This window comes from Streptomyces sp. NPDC001508, from assembly GCF_040298665.1.
In the GTDB taxonomy this organism is placed as follows: domain Bacteria; phylum Actinomycetota; class Actinomycetes; order Streptomycetales; family Streptomycetaceae; genus Streptomyces.
Map to the genome: position 1 here is coordinate 34013 of NZ_JBEPAP010000051.1, position 19348 is coordinate 53360.

The 19348-nt window shown below is 72.9% G+C and carries 13 protein-coding genes; 7 read left to right on the forward strand and 6 right to left on the reverse strand.

Annotation, left to right across the window (positions count from 1 at the left end):
- The first annotated feature begins 133 nt into the window (after positions 1-133).
- The 4 genes from ABT245_RS33520 (at position 134) to ABT245_RS33535 (ending at position 8319) form a co-directional block, all read left to right on the forward strand.
- On the forward strand, positions 134-1159 hold the full coding sequence (locus ABT245_RS33520; protein WP_351741095.1) for an esterase-like activity of phytase family protein: 1026 nt from the start codon (positions 134-136) through the stop codon (positions 1157-1159).
- Between the two features lie 1044 nt (positions 1160-2203).
- Complete coding sequence (locus ABT245_RS33525; protein WP_351741098.1) at positions 2204-5950, forward strand: ABC transporter ATP-binding protein; 3747 nt, start codon at positions 2204-2206, stop codon at positions 5948-5950.
- 438 nt (positions 5951-6388) lie between these two features.
- On the forward strand, positions 6389-6766 hold the full coding sequence (locus ABT245_RS33530) for a hypothetical protein (RefSeq protein ID WP_351741100.1): 378 nt from the start codon (positions 6389-6391) through the stop codon (positions 6764-6766).
- Between the two features lie 101 nt (positions 6767-6867).
- Entirely contained in the window at positions 6868-8319 is a 1452-nt protein-coding gene (locus tag ABT245_RS33535) for a S28 family serine protease (RefSeq protein ID WP_351741102.1), read from the forward strand.
- A gap of 82 nt (positions 8320-8401) precedes the next feature.
- Here ABT245_RS33535 and ABT245_RS33540 read toward each other — a convergent pair whose 3' ends face one another.
- The 4 genes from ABT245_RS33540 to ABT245_RS33555 form a co-directional block, all read right to left on the reverse strand.
- On the reverse strand, positions 8402-10228 hold the full coding sequence (locus tag ABT245_RS33540) for a glycoside hydrolase family 3 protein (RefSeq protein WP_351741104.1): 1827 nt from the start codon (positions 10226-10228) through the stop codon (positions 8402-8404).
- Positions 10229-10367: 139 nt separating this feature from the next.
- On the reverse strand, positions 10368-11165 hold the full coding sequence (locus ABT245_RS33545; RefSeq protein WP_351741106.1) for a sugar phosphate isomerase/epimerase family protein: 798 nt from the start codon (positions 11163-11165) through the stop codon (positions 10368-10370).
- 18 nt (positions 11166-11183) lie between these two features.
- Entirely contained in the window at positions 11184-12146 is a 963-nt protein-coding gene (locus ABT245_RS33550; RefSeq protein WP_351741109.1) for a bifunctional helix-turn-helix transcriptional regulator/GNAT family N-acetyltransferase, read from the reverse strand.
- Positions 12147-13119: 973 nt separating this feature from the next.
- Positions 13120-14184, reverse strand: a complete 1065-nt coding sequence (locus ABT245_RS33555) for a LacI family DNA-binding transcriptional regulator (protein ID WP_351741112.1) — start codon at positions 14182-14184, stop codon at positions 13120-13122.
- Between the two features lie 499 nt (positions 14185-14683).
- Between ABT245_RS33555 and ABT245_RS33560 the strand changes: the two genes are divergently transcribed.
- From ABT245_RS33560 to ABT245_RS33570, 3 genes are read left to right on the forward strand one after another with little or no spacing between them, the layout of a single operon-like run.
- On the forward strand, positions 14684-15835 hold the full coding sequence (locus ABT245_RS33560) for a Gfo/Idh/MocA family protein (protein WP_351741115.1): 1152 nt from the start codon (positions 14684-14686) through the stop codon (positions 15833-15835).
- Complete coding sequence (locus ABT245_RS33565; protein ID WP_351741117.1) at positions 15832-16983, forward strand: dihydrodipicolinate synthase family protein; 1152 nt, start codon at positions 15832-15834, stop codon at positions 16981-16983. Before ABT245_RS33560 ends, ABT245_RS33565 begins: the two co-directional genes overlap by 4 nt.
- Positions 16980-17828, forward strand: coding sequence for a sugar phosphate isomerase/epimerase family protein (locus ABT245_RS33570; protein ID WP_351741120.1), 849 nt, complete (start codon positions 16980-16982; stop codon positions 17826-17828). The genes ABT245_RS33565 and ABT245_RS33570 overlap by 4 nt, the downstream gene beginning before the upstream one ends.
- Before the next feature lie 200 nt (positions 17829-18028).
- Here ABT245_RS33570 and rbsD read toward each other — a convergent pair whose 3' ends face one another.
- Together rbsD and ABT245_RS33580 are read right to left on the reverse strand one after the other, a co-directional pair.
- Positions 18029-18418, reverse strand: a complete 390-nt coding sequence (gene rbsD, locus ABT245_RS33575) for a D-ribose pyranase (RefSeq protein ID WP_351741123.1) — start codon at positions 18416-18418, stop codon at positions 18029-18031.
- Positions 18415-19317: a ribokinase gene (locus tag ABT245_RS33580; protein ID WP_351741125.1), complete on the reverse strand. Its 903-nt coding sequence runs from the start codon at positions 19315-19317 to the stop codon at positions 18415-18417. Before ABT245_RS33580 ends, rbsD begins: the two co-directional genes overlap by 4 nt.
- Between the last annotated feature and the right edge of the window lie 31 nt (positions 19318-19348).

Here is a 19348-nt window from a genome sequence, read left to right on the forward strand (position 1 = left end):
GCTGGTGCCGAGGGCGTAAGACCTCCGGGAGCGCCGTTCCCGGAGGCAGCCTGAGCCAGGAATCCCCTTCAGGGAGGGGAGGACGTCAATGCGCGGACCCCGCTGCGTCACCGAGCTGCCCTACGGTGACGCCATGCGCATGAGAACCGCACTCGCCACCTTCACCGCCGCGCTGGCGGCGGCCACCTGCCTCACCGCCGCGGGGACCGCGGGTGCGGCCCCCGCACGGGGCAACGCCTGCTCGCCCGCCGTCTCCATCGACCGCTTCTCCGACGCGCTCGACAAGACGACGTACGAGGGCACCTTCGTCGGCAACTTCTCCGCGCTCGCCGTGGACCGGGACGGCTCCCTCGCCGCCCTCTCCGACCGCTCCGCGCTGTTCGGCCTTGACGCGAAGACCCTCCGGCCGACGTCGGTCGTCCCGCTCGCCGACGAGAAGGGCGCCCAGCTGGACTCCGAGGGCCTGGTCGTGGACCGCGACGGGACCCGGCTGGTCAGCTCCGAGACCGAGCCCTCCGTACGCCGCTACTCCCGCGACGGCCGGATCCTCGACCGGCTGCCCGTGCCGTCCGCCCTGCTGGTCGCCCCCGCGGGCCGCGCCACGAACAATCTGACCTTCGAGGGCCTGACCCTGCTGCCCGGCGGGCGCACCCTGCTCGCCGCCATGGAGGGCCCGCTCTCCGGCGACGCCGCCGACACCGTCCGCTTCCAGACCTGGCAGCGGACGAAGGGCGGCCACTTCCGGCTCTCCGCGCAGTACGCCTACCGCACCGACCCGGGTCTCGGCGTCCCCGAGGTCCAGGCGACCCCCGACGGCCGGCTGCTCGTCCTGGAACGCGGCTTCACCGCCGGCGTCGGCAACACCGTCCGCCTCTACCTGGCCGACCCGCGGCACGCCACCGACACCGGCGGCGTCGAGAACCTGACCGGTCAGAAGGGCGTACGGCCCATCAACAAGACCCTGCTGGCGGACCTCGTCGACTGCCCGTCCCTGGGCGCCACCGCGAAGCAGCCCCAGCCCAACCCCCTCCTCGACAACATCGAGGGCATGGCCATCACGGGCCGCGACCGGGGCCGCCTGAAGGTCGTCCTGGTCAGCGACGACAACCAGAACCCCGCCCAGACGACCCGCTTCTACCACCTGCGAGTCCGCACCTGACCCACACCACGCCCCCGGCTGCCCCTGCCCGCGGGACCCGGCGCCGTCGCCCCGGCTGACGCGCCGCGCCGCATCGCTCCCCGTCCCGGCCGACCCGGGCTTCGGCTCGGGTGGGGGTGGGTTCGTCCGCACGGGGTGCGCGGGGCGGTCGGCGCTGCTCATCGGTCCGGGGCCGCGCGGGGCGGCCGGCACTGTGCACCGGGTGTCGTCGGGTGGTCCGGCGAGCGTCGCTCGTCGGCTTGGTGCGCGGGCCGGTCCGTCGGCTTGGTGCGCGGGCCGGTCCGTCGCGGGGAGTACGGCGGGACACCTCACCGCGCCCCTGCGCACGGACATACACGCCCGGCCGCTCCCCGACCGGCCCGGCCGCCGCCCCGTAACCGGCCCTCTCGGGAGCCCGCCGAGCCCGTTGACCGGCGCCCCCAGGCGACTCACCGCCTCTACACCCGGCAGGCGCCGAGCCACGCCGCCCCCGCACCTGCGAACCGGCCACAACCCCCGCCCTTCTCGTCCCCGAGCCGCCCGCACCCCCGCCCCTCCGGGCACCCCTGCCCCCTCGCGCCTTCTGACCGGCCGCACTTCTCACCACCACGCCGACCGATCCCCGCACCTTCTAACCGGCCGCAGCCCTCGTCCCTCCGGGCACCCCTGCCCCCTCGCGTTTTCAACCGGCTGCAAGCCACCACCACGCCGACCGATCCCCGTACCTTTTAACCGGCCGCAGCCCTCGTCCCTCCGGGCACCCCTGCCCCCTCGCGTTTTCAACCGGCTGCAAGCCACCACCACGCCGACCGATCCCCGCACCTTCTAACCGGCCGCGCCCCCCGGCACCCCTGCCCCCTCGCGGCTTTCAACCGGCTGCAACCCACCACCACGCGGACCAATCCCCGCACCTGCGAACCGGCCGCACCTTCGACCCCGGCACTCTCAACATCCCGCACACGAAATCGGCCGGACCCAGCGGAGTGGTTTGTTGCGGGGGGATGAAATTCGGTGGGGGCGGTGTTGGGGTGTTGCGGATGATCGGGACTTGTGGGAGGCGGCGGCGTGGTATCGGAACGGGGATGGGCCGGACGACTGGTCGGGTACGCCTGGCGTCACCCCAAGGACGTCGTCCTCGCGCTCGGCTCTTCCCTCGCGGGCATGGCGGTCATGGCGCTGGTCCCGCTGGTCACCAAGGTGATCATCGACGATGTGATCGGCGACCACAGCCGCCCCATGGCCCCCTGGGCCGGCACCCTGATCGGCGCCGCCCTGCTGGTCTACGTCTTCACCTACATACGCCGCTACTACGGCGGCCGGCTCGCCCTCGACGTCCAGCACGACCTGCGTACCGAGATGTACGAGACGATCACCCGGCTCGACGGCCGCCGCCAGGACGAGCTGTCCACCGGCCAGGTGGTCGGCCGCGCCACCAGTGACCTCCAGCTGATCCAGGGCCTGCTCTTCATGCTCCCGATGACCATCGGGAACGCCCTGCTCTTCCTGGTCTCGCTGGCCGTCATGGCCTGGCTGTCGCTGCCGCTGACGCTGATCGCCCTCGCCGTGGCCCCCGCCCTCGGCTGGATCGCCCGGCGCAGCCGCTCCCGGCTGCACCCCGCCACCTGGTACGCGCAGGCCCAGGCCGCCGCCGTCGCGGGCGTCGTCGACGGCGCCGTCACCGGCGTACGCGTGGTGAAGGGCTTCGGACAGGAGGAGCAGGAGACCGGCAAGCTGCGCGACGTCGGCCGCCGGCTGTTCGCCGGGCGGCTGCGCACCATCCGGCTGAACAGCAGATACACGCCCGCCCTCCAGGCCGTCCCGGCCCTCGGCCAGGTCGCCATGCTGGCCCTCGGCGGCTGGCTCGCCGTACGCGGCCACATCACCCTCGGCACGTTCGTCGCGTTCTCCACCTACCTCGCCCAGCTGGTCGGCCCGGTCCGCATGCTCGCCATGGTGCTCACCTTCGGCCAGCAGGCCCGCGCCGGCACCGAGCGCGTCCTGGAACTGATCGACACCGAGCCGAGCCTGCGCGAGGGCACCAAGACCCTGCCCGCCGACGCCCCCGCGACCGTCGAGTTCGACGACGTGTCCTTCGGCTACGACCCGCGCCACCCGGTCCTGCAAGGACTGAGCTTCGAGATCCACCCAGGCGAGACCCTGGCCGTGGTCGGCTCCTCCGGCTCCGGCAAGTCGACGGTCTCCCTGCTGCTGCCGCGCTTCTACGACGTCACCCACGGCGCCGTCCTGATCGGCGGCCACGATGTGCGCGAGCTGACCCATGACTCCCTGCGGGCCGCGATCGGCCTCGTCCCCGAGGACTCCTTCCTCTTCTCCGACAGCGTGCGCGCCAACATCGCCTACGGCCGCCCGGACGCGACCTTCGAGGAGATCGAGAAGGCCGTCCGCGCCGCCCAGGCGGACCGTTTCATCGCCGAACTGCCCAACGGCTACGACACCAAGGTCGGCGAACAGGGCCTCACCCTCTCCGGCGGCCAGCGCCAGCGCATCGCCCTGGCCCGCGCCCTGCTCACCGATCCGCGGCTGCTGGTCCTGGACGACGCCACCTCCGCCGTGGACGCCCGGGTCGAGCACGAGATCCATGAGGCGCTGAAGCAGGTCATGGCGGGCCGGACCACCCTGCTCATCGCCCACCGCCGCTCCACCCTCGGCCTCGCCGACCGCATCGCCGTCCTCGACGCCGGCCGGCTCGCCGACATCGGCACCCACGACGAACTCCAGGAGCGGTCCGCCCTCTACCGCCGTCTGCTCACCGACCCCGACGAACTCGGCGGTGTCTCCCCGGGTCACGCCCGGCCCGCAGCGCCCCGCGAGGACACCTCGGTCCGCGAGGAACTGGACGCCGAGTTCGACGCCGAGCGCGGTGTGACCCCGCACCTGTGGAGCGGGAACCGCGAACCGAAGGACCCGAAGGACACGGCCCTCGCGGGCACCCCGGCCACCCCCGAACTGCTCGCCCAGGTCGAGGCGCTGCCCCCGGCGACCGACACCCCCGACATCGACGAGGCGCACGCCGTCCGGCCCGAGCAGTCGTACGGTCTGCGGCGCCTGCTGCGCGGCTTCGGCCTGCCCCTCCTCGTCAGCCTGCTGCTCGTCGCCGTCGACGCGGGCATGGGCCTGCTGCTGCCGATCCTGATCCGGCACGGCATCGACCAGGGCGTCAGCCGGATGGCGCTCGGCGCCGTCTGGGCGGCCGCGCTGCTCGCCCTGGCCGCGGTCCTCGTGCAGTGGACGGCGCAGATCGGCGAGACCCGGATGACCGGGCGTACCGGCGAACGCGTTCTGTACTCCCTGCGTCTGAAGATCTTCGCGCAGCTCCAGCGGCTCGGACTCGACTACTACGAGCGGGAGCTGACCGGCCGCATCATGACCCGGATGACCACGGACGTGGACGCGCTGTCCACGTTCCTGCAGACCGGCCTGGTCACCGCGTTCGTCTCCGTCGTCACCTTCTTCGGCATCATGGTCGTCCTGCTGGTGATCGACGTACAGCTCGCGCTGGTCGTCTTCGCCACCCTGCCGCCGCTCGTCCTCGCCACCGTGTTCTTCCGGCGGGCCAGCGTGAAGGCGTACGAGCTGGCCCGCGAGCGGGTGTCGGTGGTCAACGCCGACCTCCAGGAGTCGGTGGCCGGGCTGCGCATCGTGCAGGCCTTCCGGCGGGAACGGGACGGCGCGCGCCGGTTCGCCGGGCGCAGCGACAGCTACCGCGGTGCCCGTATCCGCGGCCAGTGGCTGATCTCCGTGTACTTCCCCTTCGTCCAGCTGCTGGCCTCGGTCGCCGCGGCGGCCGTACTGATCACGGGTGCGGGCCGGATCGAGGCGGCCACTCTGACCACCGGCGCGCTGGTCGCCTACCTCCTCTACATCGACCTGTTCTTCGCCCCCGTGCAGCAGCTCTCCCAGGTCTTCGACGGCTATCAGCAGGCGTCCGTCTCCCTCGGCCGCATCCAGGAGCTGCTGCGCGAGCCGACGTCCACGGAGTCCGCCGCCGCGCCGCTCGACGTGCTCTCCCTGCGCGGGGACATCGCCTTCGAGGACGTGCACTTCGCGTACCGCGCCGACGGGCCCGGCACGCCGGGCGAGGCGGCCCTCACCGGGATAGACCTGCGGATACCCGCCGGGCAGACCGTCGCCTTCGTCGGCGAGACCGGCGCCGGCAAGTCGACCCTGGTCAAGCTGGTGGCCCGGTTCTACGACCCCACCAGCGGCCGGGTCACGGTCGACGGCACCGATCTGCGCGCCCTCGACCTGTCCGCGTACCGCCACCGACTGGGCGTCGTCCCGCAGGAGGCGTACCTCTTCCAGGGGACCGTGCGCGACGCCATCGCCTACGGCCGTCCCGACGCCACCGACGCCGAGGTGGAGGCCGCGGCCCGTGCGGTCGGCGCGCACGACATGATCGCCCGGCTCGGCGGCGGCTATCTGCACGAGGTCGCCGAGCGCGGCCGCAACCTCTCCGCCGGCCAGCGGCAGCTGATCGCGCTGGCCCGCGCGGAGCTGGTCGACCCCGATGTGCTGCTGCTCGACGAGGCCACCGCCGCGCTCGACCTGGCCACCGAGGCCCAGGTCAACCAGGCCACCGACCGGCTCGCGGGCCGCCGTACGACGCTCGTCGTCGCCCACCGGCTCACCACCGCCGCGCGCGCCGACCGGGTCGTCGTGATGGACCACGGCCGGGTCGCCGAGGACGGCACCCACGAGGAACTACTGGCACGCGGCGGACGGTACGCCGACCTGTGGCGGACCTTCATCGGCCAGTCCGAACCAGAGGAACCAATAGGCATCCCCGGCTGACCCCGCCCCCCCGACGCCCACCGCCCCGTCCCCGCAGCCCGACGCGTGACCGACGGATCTGCGGCGGTGCGCGAAACCCACCACCATCCGACTCCCGGCTGCGGCCTGTCAGGGCCATCGCCGTCTGTCCCGTTGTCACCGTCCGGGTGCCGCCCCGTATGCGACCCGCCACAGCGGTCAGGCGGCCCCATCGCTGTCTGACGGGGTTGTCGCCGTCTGATGGGCCGGCGCTGTATCCGGGACGTCGTCGGTGTCCGGTGGGCTGTCGTTCGGTGGGGCGGTGTTGCTGGCCGATGGGGTATCTCCGGGTGGCTTGATGCCGTCGTACGGCTTTGGGCCGGGTACGGGTCAGGGCAACCATCCGACGCTTGTCGTGCGTCCGTACATCAGTACGTTCGCGGCCGGGACAGGGGAGGGACGACAGTGGGCAGTGGTGCGATGCGCAGGCGGCTGGCGCTCGGCGTGGCCGTGCTGGCCGCCTCCGGAGTGCTCGCCTTCGCGGCGCCCGGTGGCGCGCTGGCGGCGCCGGAGGGAGCCTGCGCCGGGCGCAAGGTGAAGACCCTGCCCTTCTCCACCGGCGCCGTGCACGTCTACAAGCGCCACGGCTATGTCTGCGCGGTCACCCTCCCGAAGCAGCCCGGCACCAAGCGCACGATGTCGGTCAGTGTGCAGGCGCGCGGCAACCGCCCGGTGGTGGACAAGGGCCGCTACGCCCACCGGGCGGGCCCGGTGACCGTGCACGCCGGGAACCGCTGCGTATGGGTGAAGGGTTCGGTGGCCCGCGGCTCGGTGAGTTCCGGCTGGATCCTGTGCTGACCTCACCGGCCCCGCCGACCGGGCGCTGAGCCAATCCCCCCTGGTGTGAAGCGAGTTGCTCCGATAGCTTCCGGCGCACATCTGTTTCACAGGGAGGGTGCATGCGCAAGGCGCTCAGATGGCTGCTCGCGCTCACGGTGTTCATAGGCACGCTGAGCACGGCGGGCGCGGCCACCGCCGCCCCATCGGCCACCACCGTGCCGTCGGCCACCACCGACGGCACGGACATCAAGGAACGGCTCCTCGCCGTACCGGGCATGAGCCTCGTCGAGGAGAAGCCCTACCCCGGCTACCGCTTCTTCGTCCTCACCTACACCCAGCCGGTCGACCACCGGCACCCGTCCAAGGGCACGTTCCAGCAGCGGATCACGGTGCTGCACAAGGACGTCTCCCGTCCGACGGTCTTCTACACCGGCGGCTACAACGTCTCCACCAGCCCCGGCCGCCGCGAGCCGACCCAGATCGTGGACGGCAACCAGGTCTCCATGGAGTACCGGTTCTTCACGCCGTCCCGCCCGTCCCCGGCCAACTGGTCCAAGCTCGACATCTGGCAGGCGGCCGGCGACCAGCACCGTGTCTTCACGGCTCTGAAGAAGATCTACCCCGCCAACTGGCTTGCGACGGGCGGCTCGAAGGGCGGCATGACGGCCACCTACTACGAGCGTTTCTACCCGCGCGACATGGACGGCGTGGTGGCGTACGTGGCCCCCAACGACGTGGTCGACAAAGAGGACTCGGCGTACGACCGGTTCTTCGCGACCGTCGGCACCAAGGAGTGCCGGGACCGGCTGAACGCGGTCCAGCGGGAGGCGCTGGTGCGCCGTCAGGCGCTGGAGAAGAGGTACGCGGCGTACGCCGCCGACAACGGCTACACCTTCGACACCGTCGGCGGCCTGGACCGCGCCTACGAGGCCGTCGTCCTCGACTACGTCTGGGGCTTTTGGCAGTACAGCGGGCTGTCCGACTGCGACACCGTCCCCGCGGACGCCGAGCACGCCGGCGACCAGGAGATCTGGGACTCCGTCGACACCATCTCCGGGTTCTCCGCCTACACCGACCAGGGTCTGGAGCAGTACACGCCGTACTACTACCAGGCGGGTACGCAGTTGGGCGCGCCGACGATCCACTTCCCGTACATCGAGAAGAAGTACATCAAGTACGGCTACCAGCCGCCCCGGAACTTCGTGCCCCGGTCCATCCCGATGAAGTTCCAGCCGAACGCGATGCGCGACGTGGACACCTGGGTCCGCCACAACGCCACGCGCATGCTGTTCGTCTACGGCCAGAACGACCCGTGGGGCTCCGAGCGGTTCCGTCTCGGCCACGGCGCGCGGGACTCGTACGTGGTGACCGCGCCCGGCATGAACCACGGCGCGAACGTGGCCGGTCTGGTGGCTGACGAGAAGGCGTTCGCCACCGCCCGCATCCTGGACTGGGCCGGAGTCGCCTCCCCGGCGGTCGAGTCGGACCCGTCGGCGGCCAGGCCGCTGGCCCGTTTCGACGCCCGGCTGGACGTCCGTGACGTGGAGCGCGAACCGGCGCTGCGTCCATGACGCACGGGGCCGCGCCCGCCCTGCCGGCGGCGGTCGCGGCCCCTCGCCCGTCCCCGGAACCGCACCGGTGCGGGGCGTACGGCTAGTAGGACAGCCCGTGCCCGATCGGGTACAGCACCCGGGCCGGGTCGTCCGCCCGCTGCACCGGCACGGGCAGCCTGCCCCGCGGCGCGACGCGTCCGGCGATCACCCGGGCGGCGGCGCGCAGTTCCACATCGGTCCACGAGTACGTCGCCAGACAGCCCGCTACGGACGGAAGGTGCGCGACGTCGTACGGGTTGCGGACGGCGACGGCCACGACCGGCTTCCCGGTGGCGATGAGCTGTTCCACGAGGGACTTCTGCGAGCCGGCCGCCGAGACGTTGTACGTTCCGACGATCACCGCGTCCGCGTCCCGCGCCGCGGTCACCGCCTCGGCGATGGTGGCGGCGGAGGGCGCCGTGCCGGTGGAGAGCGCGGTGGCCGTGAAACCCAGCTCGGTGAGTGCGGCGGCCAGGACGCCGGTGGGCGGGCCGGTCGTACCGGACGGGGAGGCCGGATCGGCGCCCACCACCAGCAGCCTGCGGTGCGTGCGGCGGGACAGCGGGAGGATGCCGCCCTCGTTGACGAGCAGGGTCGTGGTGCGCTCGGCGATCCGGTCGGCGGCGGCCAGGTGCGCGGGCGTGCCGACGACGTGGCCGACCCGGCCGGGGTCGGCGTAGGGGCGGTCGAACAGGCCGAGCCGGGCCTTGAGACGCAGGATGCGCAGGATCGATGCGTCGAGCCGCGCCTCCGTGAGTTCGCCGCCGCGCACGGCCTCCAGTACGGCGTTCCAGGCCACGTCGAGCTTCGGCGGGTTGAGCAACTGGTCGACGCCCGCCTTCAGCGCTAGCACCGGCACCCGGTCGTCGCCGTACTTGGTCCGTACGCCCTCCATGCCGAGGGAGTCGGTCACCACGACGCCGTCGTAGCCCAGTTCGCCGCGCAGGATGCCGGTGAGGATGGGACGGGACAGGGTCGCCGGGTCGCCGGAGTCGTCCAGCGCCGGGAACTGGATGTGCGCCGTCATGATCGAGTCGATGCCGGCCGCGATCGCGGCGCGGAAGGGCGCCGCGTCCAGCGACTCCCACTGGTCCCGGCTGTGGGTGATCACGGGGAAGCCGTAGTGGCTGTCGACGGCGGTGTCCCCGTGCCCGGGGAAGTGCTTGGCGGTCGCCGCGACCCCGGACGACTGATACCCCGTCACCTCGGCCGCCACCAGGCCGGCCACGGCGTCCGGGTCGGCCCCGAAGGACCGTACGCCGATGACCGGGTTGGCCGGGTTGACGTTCACGTCGGCGTCGGGGGAGTAGTCCTGGTTGATGCCCATCGCGCGCAGTTCGGCGCCCGAGACGCGGCCCAGGGTGCGGGCGTCGGCGCGGGAGCCGCCCGCGCCGACGGCCATCGCACCCGGGAAGAGGGTGGCCGGCCTGCCCACCCGGCAGACGATGCCGTGCTCCTGGTCGGTGGCGACGAGGACGGGCAGCCCGCGGGGCCGGTCGAGGGAGGCCCGCTGGATGCCGTTGGACAACTCGGCGATCTGACGGGGGTCCTTGGTGTTGTGCGCCCAGGTGAAGTAGATGATCCCGCCGACGTGGTACTCGGCGATCAGCTCGGCGGCGGTCCGTACGCCGATCTCGCTCAGGTTGGCGTCGATGTCGCTCTGGTCGGGGGCGGTGGCGGAGTGACCGTACACCCGCATGACGAAGAGCTGGCCGACCTTCTCCTCCAGGGTCATGCGGGAGATGAGGGCGCGGAGCCGCTTGTCGCCGCGGGCGGCGCCGGCGTGCGCGGTGCCCCCGACGGTGAGGGCGGCGGTGAGGCCCGCGGTCGCGGCGAGGACGGTGCGTCTGGCGGGCTGAGCGGTGTTTCCCGTGCTCGTGTCGTGCACGTGCGCTCCTTCCGGAGGGGGGATCCGTGGAGATGCGGGGGCGGACCACTGAAGGAAACTTCCGAGGATTCACGAATATCCGGGAAGTTTCTGCCAGTCAAGGGAACGCACAGCACGCACCGCGAACACGGACCTGCCGCTACGCCGCCTCGCTCAACAGCCGCGCCAGATGCGCGCGGCCCGCGCCCAGCAGGCCCGGCAGCGGCGCGGCCGACTCGTACCAGCGCTTCTCGTACTCCCAGCACAGCCAGCCGTCCCAGCCGTACCGGCACAGCACGTCCACGCACTCGGTCAGCGGCAGCACCCCGGCGCCGAGCGGCAACGGGGTGGGGTCGTCGGCCGAGGCGATGTCCTTGACCTGGACGTAGCCCAGATACGGGGCGAGCGCCCGGTAGGTCTCCGCGGGCTGCTCGCCGCCCAGCCAGGTGTGCATCACGTCCCACAGCGCACCGGCCTGCGGGTGCCCGACCGCGCCGAGCACGCGGCTCGCGGCGGCCCCGGTGCGGTGCGAGTCATGGGTCTCCAGCAGGACGCGGACGCCGAGGGTCGTGGCCTGCTCGGCGGCAGCGGCGAGCCGTCGGACGGCGGTCGCGTCGGCGTCCGCCGTGGGCTGGTCGCCCCCGCCGGGGAAGACCCGCACGAACGGCGCGCCCAGGTCGTGGGCGAGTTCGAGCAGCTGGCGGATCTCGGCGAGCACGGGCTCGTCGGCACCGGGCGCGGCGACCCGCGCGTACCCGGCGAGGCCCAGCACCTCGACCCCGGCCGCCTTGAACGCGGCGGCCGTCTGCGCCCGTTCGTCGGGTCCGAGGCCCGGATGCACCGGTTCCTCCGGATGGGCGCGCAGTTCGACACCGTGGTAGCCGTGCGCGGTCGCGAGGGCCAGCACCTCGGACAGAGGCAGCCCGGGAACACCGAGGGTGGAGAAGGCGAACTTCATGACCACGGACCTTACTGGTCACTCTTCCGTTCCGCGTAGATCCAGCCGCCAGTCCTGCCCGATCAGGTCGCGGCCGAAGGAGCGGTGCGGCTTCTCGGCGACGAGTACGAAGCCGTGACGCCGGTAGATGCGCCGGGCGGCGGCGAGCACGTCGTTGGTCCACAGCACCACGTCCCGGTAGCCGACCTCGCGCGCGAAGCCGACGACGGCCGCCACCAGCCGGTCCCCGACCCCGAGCCCGCGCGCCTCCGGTTCGACGAGGAGCAGCCGCAGCCGGGCGGTGGCGGGCGCCTCGTCCCGTACGCACATGACGCAGCCGACGGGCCGTCCGCCGCGGTCCTCGGCGATCCACACCCGCTCCAGCTGCGGGTCGTGGTCCTCCGTGAAGTCGGCGACGATGCGGGCGACCAGGCCCTCGTAGTCGGAGTTCCAGCCGTACCCGGCGGCGTACAGCGCGGCGTTGCGCTGCACGATCCAGCCGAGGTCGCCCGGCCGGGGCTCGCGCAGCGTGATGTCCTCGCGGCCGGCGGGGTGGGCGTGGCCGGGGCTGTGGCTGTGGCCGTTCGGGTCCAGGATGCCCTGGATGGTGCGCATCGCCTCCGCGAGCCGCGGCCGGTCGCCGGGGTCCACGGAGCCGAGCAGAGAGCCGACGCTTTCCCGCGCCCGCTCGTCGAGCAGGTCCGCGGCCTCCCGGCCCCGCGGGGTGAGGCTGACCCGCCGGCGCCGCGGGTCCTTCGCGGACGGGGCGCGCTCGATCAGCCCGTCCTGCTCGAACTTGTTCAGGATCCGGCTCAGATACCCCGCGTCCAGGGACAGCTCGCCGCGCAGGTCGGCGGCGTCCGTGCGGGAGGAGTGCGCGAGTTCGTACAGGACGCGGGACTCGGTGAGGGTGTAGGGGGCGTACAGGTGGCGGCCGTAGTCGAGGGCGCCGATGAGGTTCGTGTAGAAGCGGTTGAACGCACGGATGTCCTGGACGGTCATGATGCGGCCCCGGTGGTCCGGTCTTCGGGCGGTCCCGAAGGATCCGATAGTTGACTCAGTCAGAGATATCCTCACCCCGAGGCTAGACCACCGGACCATCCCCGTCCATGCCCGAGCGGCATCCATACGGACGGTGTGCGGGGGCCGAGCAGGCCGGCGGGACCGCAGAGCCGGCCGAGGCGCGCGAGACAGAAGCCGAAGGGCAGTCGGACCGCGCGAACGCCACCGAGCGCCCACCCAGGAGTGCCGAAGCCCCACCCGAACCCGCAGACAGCGAACGCGCTTGCCGCGCCCACCGGGCATGGCTGGACCAGCGCTGCTCTGCCCACGGCGCTTGCCGCGCCCCACCGGGCATGGCTGGACGGTGTGCGCTGCTCTGCCCACGGCACCTGCTGCACAGGGGGTGCTTGCCGCTGGGCATGGTCGGTGACACGCGCTGCTCTGCCCACGGCGCTTGCAGCCGATGGTGCTTGCCGGGCCTGCCGGGTATGGCTGGACGGTGTGCGCCGGTTCCTTACGGCCTCGTCGCTGATGGTGCTTGCCGCGCCTGCCGGGCATGGCCGGATGGTGCGGACGCGTTTCCCCCTGCGTCCGCCACCAATGGCGCTTGCTGTGCTTGCCGGGTGCGGTCGACGGGGGTGCGCGTTTCTTGCCGTGCCCGCCGTCCATGGCGCTTGTCGCGTCCGCTGATCACACACCCGTCTCGCGCCGGGCCCGCCGCAGGCGCCCGCAGGGACCGCTACGTGCGCCGCGCTGATCGGTTACGCGTCTGCTTCCTGCCGGTCCCGCCGTCGGCGCCTGCCGGGCCTGCCGCGCACGTAACTTTCCGTGTCCGCCGATCACACATCCCGCTCCTGCCAAGGCCCGCCGCAGGCGACCGCAGGCGCCGTCGGGAGCGGAGCGCCGTCCGGCACACTTTCCGCGTCCGTCGATCACCCGCCCCACTCCCGCCGGGCCCGCCGCAGGCGTTCGTTCAGCTCGTCGGCAGGCGGTCGCGGGGCTTGGTCGTGGAGCCGCGGACCATGAGTTCGCCGCGGATCGTCGCGATTCCGCCCGGGGGCGGCTCCTCGCGGCCCATCGCGATGCGGCCCGCGCGTGCGCCGGCCTCGGCGAGCGGCAGGCGGACCGTCGTCAGCGCGGGCACCGCGTCGATGCTGAACGGCAGGTCGTCGAAGCCGACCACCGAGACGTCCTCGGGAATGCGCAGACCGGACTCGCGCAGCGCCGCGCACGCGCCGAGCGCGACGGAGTCGTTCGCGGCCACCACCGCCGTCAGCGCGGGGTCCCGGCGCAGCAGTTCCAGCGTCGCCTCGTACCCGGCGCGCCGGTCGTAGCGGCCGTGCACCGTCCAGCCCGGGTCCGCGTCGACGCCGGCCGCGGACAGCGCCGCGCGGTGCCCTTCCAGTCGGTGCCGGGTGGTCGTACGTTCCTCCGGGCCCGCGATATAGCCGAGGCGGCGGTGGCCCAGGCCGAGGAGGTGCTCGGTCAGTTCCCGGCCGCCGCCGCGGTTGTCGAAGGTCAGGGCGACGGCCTCGGTGTCCGGCGCTGCCGGCGGGCGCCCGCACAGCACCACCCGGGTGCCCGCGGCGCTCAGCTTGCGCAGCTTCGCCGCGACCGCCGCCCCGTGTGCGGTGTCCTCGACGGCGCCGCCGGTGAGCACCACCGCCGCGGCGCGCTGCCGCTGCAACAGCGTCAGGTACGTCAGTTCACGCTCCGGCGACCCGCCGGTGTTGCAGACGACGGCCAGCCGTTCGCCGCCGGCGCGCCCGCCCGGTCCGCCGATCTCGTTCTGGATGGCGCTCGCCATGATGCCGAAGAAGGGGTCGGCGATGTCGTTGACGAGGATGCCGACCAGGTCGGAGGTGGCCGCGGCCAGTGCGCTCGCCGGCCCGTTGAGGACGTAGTCCAGCTCGTCCACGGCGCGCAGCACCCGCTCCCGGGTCGCGGCGGCCACCGGGTAGTTGCCGTTCAGTACGCGCGACACCGTCGCGGGCGAGACCTGGGCGCGGGCCGCCACGTCCGCCAGGGTCACCGTCATCTCGTCGTCCTCCGGTCGTGCATGTCGTCATCAGGGGTGCGGTGCGCCCTGTGCCGGCGTCCCTGTGCGGGCGCGGTGCGCCCGTGTCCCCGGGCACCCCCGTACGGGTGAGCTTCCACCCCCGGGCGGTCCATCCCCGTGCGGCCCGCCCCACACAGTCCGCCCCACACGGTCCGCCCGGTGCGGTCCGTCCCACACAGTCCGCCCCACACAGCCCACCCGGTCCGGTCCGGTCCGCCCGGTCCGCCCAGCCCAGTCCGCCCCACACAATCCGCCCCGCCCAGCGCGTCGCCCCCCGAGCAGACCATACGGCCAACAGGCCCGCCCGTTCGTCTCCTCCCGCCACCGAACGTGGACACGCCCTTGTACGGACCACCGGTCAGAGGCTAGCTTCTCCGGATAGAAAGCGCTTGCTGCGCCGGCGTGCACGCCGTGCGGGCGACCGCGACGAACGGGACGTACGGAAAGACGGGCCTCGGACGCCCATGAAGGGACTGACGTGACACGCAAGACGGTGCGTATCGCCATGAACGGCGTGACCGGGCGCATGGGCTACCGCCAGCACCTCGTCCGGTCGATCCTCGCCCTGCGCGAGCAGGGCGGACTCGACCTCGGCGACGGCACCGTGCTGTGGCCCGAGCCGATCCTCGTCGGCCGCCGCGAGCCCGCCCTCAGGGCGATCGCCGAGCGGCACGGCCTCGGCGAGATCGCCACCGACCTGGACGCCGTCCTCGCCGACCCGGGCGTCGACATCTACTTCGACGCCCAGGTGACCTCGGCCCGCGAGGAGGCGATCAAGAAGGCGGTCGCGGCCGGCAAGCACATCTACACCGAGAAGCCCACCGCCACCGGCCTCGACGGCGCCCTGGAACTCGCCCGCCTCGCCCGGCAGAAGGGCATCAAGCACGGCGTCGTCCAGGACAAGATCTTCCTGCCCGGCCTGCTCAAGCTGAAGCGGCTGATCGACGGCGGCTTCTTCGGCCGTATCCTCTCCGTGCGCGGCGAGTTCGGCTACTGGGTCTTCGAGGGCGACTGGCAGCCCGCCCAGCGCCCCTCCTGGAACTACCGCGCCGAGGACGGCGGCGGCATCGTCGTGGACATGTTCCCGCACTGGGAGTACGTCCTGCACGAGCTGTTCGGCCGGGTCACCTCCGTCCAGGCCCTCGCCGCCACCCACATCCCGCAGCGCTGGGACGAGCGCGGCAAGCCCTACGACGCCACGGCGGACGACGCCGCGTACGGCATCTTCGAACTGGAGGGCGGCGCCGTCGCGCAGATCAACTCCTCCTGGGCGGTGCGCGTCAACCGCGACGAACTCGTCGAGTTCCAGGTCGACGGCACCGAGGGCTCGGCCGTCGCCGGCCTGCGCAAGTGCCGTGCGCAGCACCGCTCCGCGACCCCCAAGCCGGTCTGGAACCCGGACATCCCCGCCACCGAGGACTTCCGCGACCAGTGGCAGGAGGTCCCCGACAACGGGGAGTTCGACAACGGCTTCAAGGCCCAGTGGGAACTGTTCCTGAGGCACGTCTACGCCGACGCCCCCTACCACTGGGACCTGCTGGCCGGCGCCCGCGGCGTCCAACTCGCCGAACTGGGCCTGAAGTCCTCGGCGGAGGGCCGCCGCATCGACGTACCGGAGATCGCGCTGTGACCATCCGACTCCCGGACGCGCACGGCGCGTTGCGCACCTACGAGCCGCGCACCGAGCCGCTCGCGCCGGCCCCCGGCACCCCCTTCACCTCCCGTACGGTCTTCTCGGCGGCGCACGTCGTCGCCGACCCGTACGCCGATGTGTCCCCCGACTCACCGGCCGCCGTCGACTGGGACGCCACCCTCGCCTTCCGCCGCCACCTGTGGTCCCACGGTCTCGGCGTCGCCGAGGCGATGGACACCGCCCAGCGCGGGATGGGCCTGGACTGGGCGGGCGCCGCCGAACTCGTCCGGCGGTCCGCGGCCGAGGCGAAGGCCGTCGGCGGCCGGATCGCCTGCGGCGTCGGCACCGACCAGCTCACCGGCGGCTCACTCGCCGAGATCCGCGCCGCCTACGAGGAACAGCTCGTCGTCGTCGAGGAGTCGGGCGCGCAGGCCATCCTGATGGCCTCGCGGGCGCTGGCCCGGACCGCCACCGGACCCGAGGACTACCTGGACGTCTACGGCCATCTGCTGCGCCAGGCCGCCGAACCGGTGATCCTGCACTGGCTGGGCCCCATGTTCGACCCCGCCCTCGACGGCTACTGGGGCTCGCCCGACCTGGACGCGGCCACCGACACCTTCCTTGAGGTCATCGCCGCCCACCCCGACAAGGTCGACGGCATCAAGGTCTCCCTGCTGGACGCGCGGCGCGAGGTCGAGCTGCGCCGCAGGCTCCCACAGGGCGTGCGCTGCTACACCGGCGACGACTTCCACTACCCCGAGCTGATCGCGGGCGACGAACGGGGCTTCAGCCACGCGCTGCTCGGCATCTTCGACCCGCTGGGCCCGCTCGCGGCCCAGGCGGTCCGGGCCCTGGACACGGGGGACACGGCGGGCTTCCGCGCGCTCCTCGACCCGACCGTCGAACTGTCCCGTCACCTCTTCCAGCCGCCGACCCGCTTCTACAAGACGGGCGTGGTCCTGCTGGCCTGGCTGGCCGGCCACCAGAGCCACTTCACGATGGTCGGCGGCCTCCAGTCGGCCCGTTCCCTGCCGCACCTGGCCCGCGCCTACGAACTCGCCGACCGCCTGGGCCTGTTCCCGGACCCCAGGCTGGCCGAGGAGCGGATGAAGGACCTGCTCGCGCTGTACGGGGTGCACCGATGAGCGGCCCGAACGGCGCGGACCTCGCGCGTTTCTCCATCAACCAGATGACCGTCAAACAGCTGTCGCTGCCCGAACTGGCCGAGGCGTGCGGCGCGTCGGGCGTCACTTACGTCGGACTGTGGCGCGAACCGGTCCAGACGTACGGTGTCGAGGCCACCGCCAAGCTGGTGCGCGAGGCGGGACTGACCGTGTCCACCCTGTGCCGCGGCGGCTTCCTCACGGCGATCGACGCGGACGCGCGGGCGACGGCCCTCGCCGACAACCGCCGGGCCGTCGACGAGGCCGCCGCCCTGGGCACGGACACGCTCGTGCTGGTCTGCGGCGGCCTGCCGGCCGGCTCCCGGGATCTGCGCGGCGCCCGCGAGCGGATCGCGGACGCGCTGGCCGAACTGGGCCCGTACGCCAAGGCGCACGGCGTACGGCTGGCCATCGAGGCGCTGCACCCGATGTACGCCGCCGACCGCTGCGTGGTCTCCACCCTCGCCCAGGCCCTGGACCTCGCCGAACGCTTCCCGGCCGACCAGGTCGGCGTCACCGTGGACACGTACCACATCTGGTGGGACGACACGGCGCCCGAGCAGATCGCCCGGGCCGGCGCGGGCGGCCGCATCCACAGCTTCCAACTCGCCGACTGGACCACCCCGTTGCCCGAGGGCGTGCTCAACGGACGCGGACAGATCGGGGACGGCGCGATCGACATGCGCGAGTGGCTCGGGTATGTGACGGCGGCCGGGTACACCGGGCCCATCGAGGTCGAACTCTTCAACGAGCAGCTGTGGGCCCGCGACGGGGGCGCGGTACTGACTGAGACGGCGACGTTGTTCCTGGACCATGTGCTGCGCTGACGGCGGAGAGGTGCGCGGCCTTTGAAGTGCCACGATGTGCCGTCGGTCGGCTGCGGCAGCGTCCTGGCTGGTCGTTCCCCCAAGCTCTCGGCTTCGCTCGAACAGGGGGGACCCCCATCGCGGCGGAGCCGCCTATCGACACAGCCCCGCGCCCCTTCGGGCGCTGTCGCACTGCTGTGACACCAGGTGTCGTACGGCCGTCAGAAAAACACCCCGCAGCGCAGCAGCACATTTGCGTACGGGCGGGTCTCGCCGGTGCGGACGATCAGGCGGGCATCCTCGGAGAGCCGCTTGAGCCGCTCGTGCGGGGCCAGGGTCAGCTCGGGGAAGCGCCCGTGAAGCAGGGCGAAGGCGGCCGGGTTGGCCGCACGCACCTCGTCGGCCGCCGTCGCGCCCTCCACCACCAGCTCGTCCAGCAGCCCGTCCAGCACCTCGGCGAACGACGGCACGCCGGCCCGGAAGGCCAGGTCCACGACCCGCGGACCGCGGGGTGTCGGCAGCCCGGCGTCGCACACCAGCACCCCGTCACCGTGTCCCAACTCGGCTGTCGCACCGGACAGATGCCGGTTGAGAATGCCCGCCTTCTTCACAGCGCGTCGACCTCCCCCGCGGTCGGGAACGACTCCTGGGCACCCCGCCGGGTGACGGCCACCGCCCCGACCCGGGCCGCGTACCCGGCGGCCTCGGCCAGCGTGGCGCCCGCCCCGAGCCGCCAGGCCAGCGCCGCCGTGAACGCGTCCCCGGCGCCCGTGGTGTCCACGGCGGCCACCCGCACCGCCGGCACCCGGACGACCCCGTCGGCGTCGGCGACCAGCGCGCCCTCGGCGCCCAGGGTCACCACCACCGACCGGGGGCCCTTCGCCAGCAGGATCCGCGCCCAGTCCTCGGGCCGCTCGCCCACCCGGCTCTCGCCCAGGATCACCCGTGCCTCGTGCTCGTTGACGATCAGCGGGTCGCAGGCGGCCAGCACCTCCTGCGGCAGCGGACGCGGCGGGGACGGATTGAGCACGAAACGGCTCTCCGGGGCCAGGTTCCGCACCACCTCCACGACCGTCTCCAGCGGGATCTCCAACTGTGTGGAGACCACCCGGGAGGCGTGGAAGAGGCTGCCGGCGGCCCGTACGTCCGTCGGGGCCAGCCGGCCGTTGGCGCCCAGCGAGACCACGATGCTGTTGTCGCCGGACGGGTCCACGGTGATCAGCGCGACCCCGGTGGGCGCGCCGCCCACCAGAACACCCACCGTGTCCACGCCGGCCGCCCGCTGGGAGTCGAGCAGCAGCCGCCCGTACGCGTCGTCGCCGACCCGGGCGAGCAGCGCCGTACGGGCCCCGAGCCGGGCGGCGGCGACCGCCTGGTTGCCGCCCTTGCCGCCGGGGTGGACGGCCAGGTCGGAGCCCAGCACGGTCTCGCCGGCATCCGGGCGGCGCTCGACGGAGATCACCAGATCGGCGTTGGCCGATCCCACGACCAGGAGGTCGTAGTCGTACATCAGATTGGCTCCCTGTGCGGTGGGTGAGGCG

Coding starts and splice junctions, on each gene's coding strand:
- ABT245_RS33520 (WP_351741095.1), top strand. CDS start 134: ATGCGCATGAGAACCGCACTCGCCACCTTCACCGCCGCGCTGGCGGCG.
- ABT245_RS33530 (WP_351741100.1), top strand. CDS start 6,389: ATGCGCAGGCGGCTGGCGCTCGGCGTGGCCGTGCTGGCCGCCTCCGGA.
- ABT245_RS33535 (WP_351741102.1), top strand. CDS start 6,868: ATGCGCAAGGCGCTCAGATGGCTGCTCGCGCTCACGGTGTTCATAGGC.
- ABT245_RS33545 (WP_351741106.1), bottom strand. CDS start 11,165: ATGAAGTTCGCCTTCTCCACCCTCGGTGTTCCCGGGCTGCCTCTGTCC.
- ABT245_RS33550 (WP_351741109.1), bottom strand. CDS start 12,146: ATGACCGTCCAGGACATCCGTGCGTTCAACCGCTTCTACACGAACCTC.
- ABT245_RS33555 (WP_351741112.1), bottom strand. CDS start 14,184: ATGACGGTGACCCTGGCGGACGTGGCGGCCCGCGCCCAGGTCTCGCCC.
- ABT245_RS33570 (WP_351741120.1), top strand. CDS start 16,980: ATGAGCGGCCCGAACGGCGCGGACCTCGCGCGTTTCTCCATCAACCAG.
- ABT245_RS33580 (WP_351741125.1), bottom strand. CDS start 19,317: ATGTACGACTACGACCTCCTGGTCGTGGGATCGGCCAACGCCGATCTG.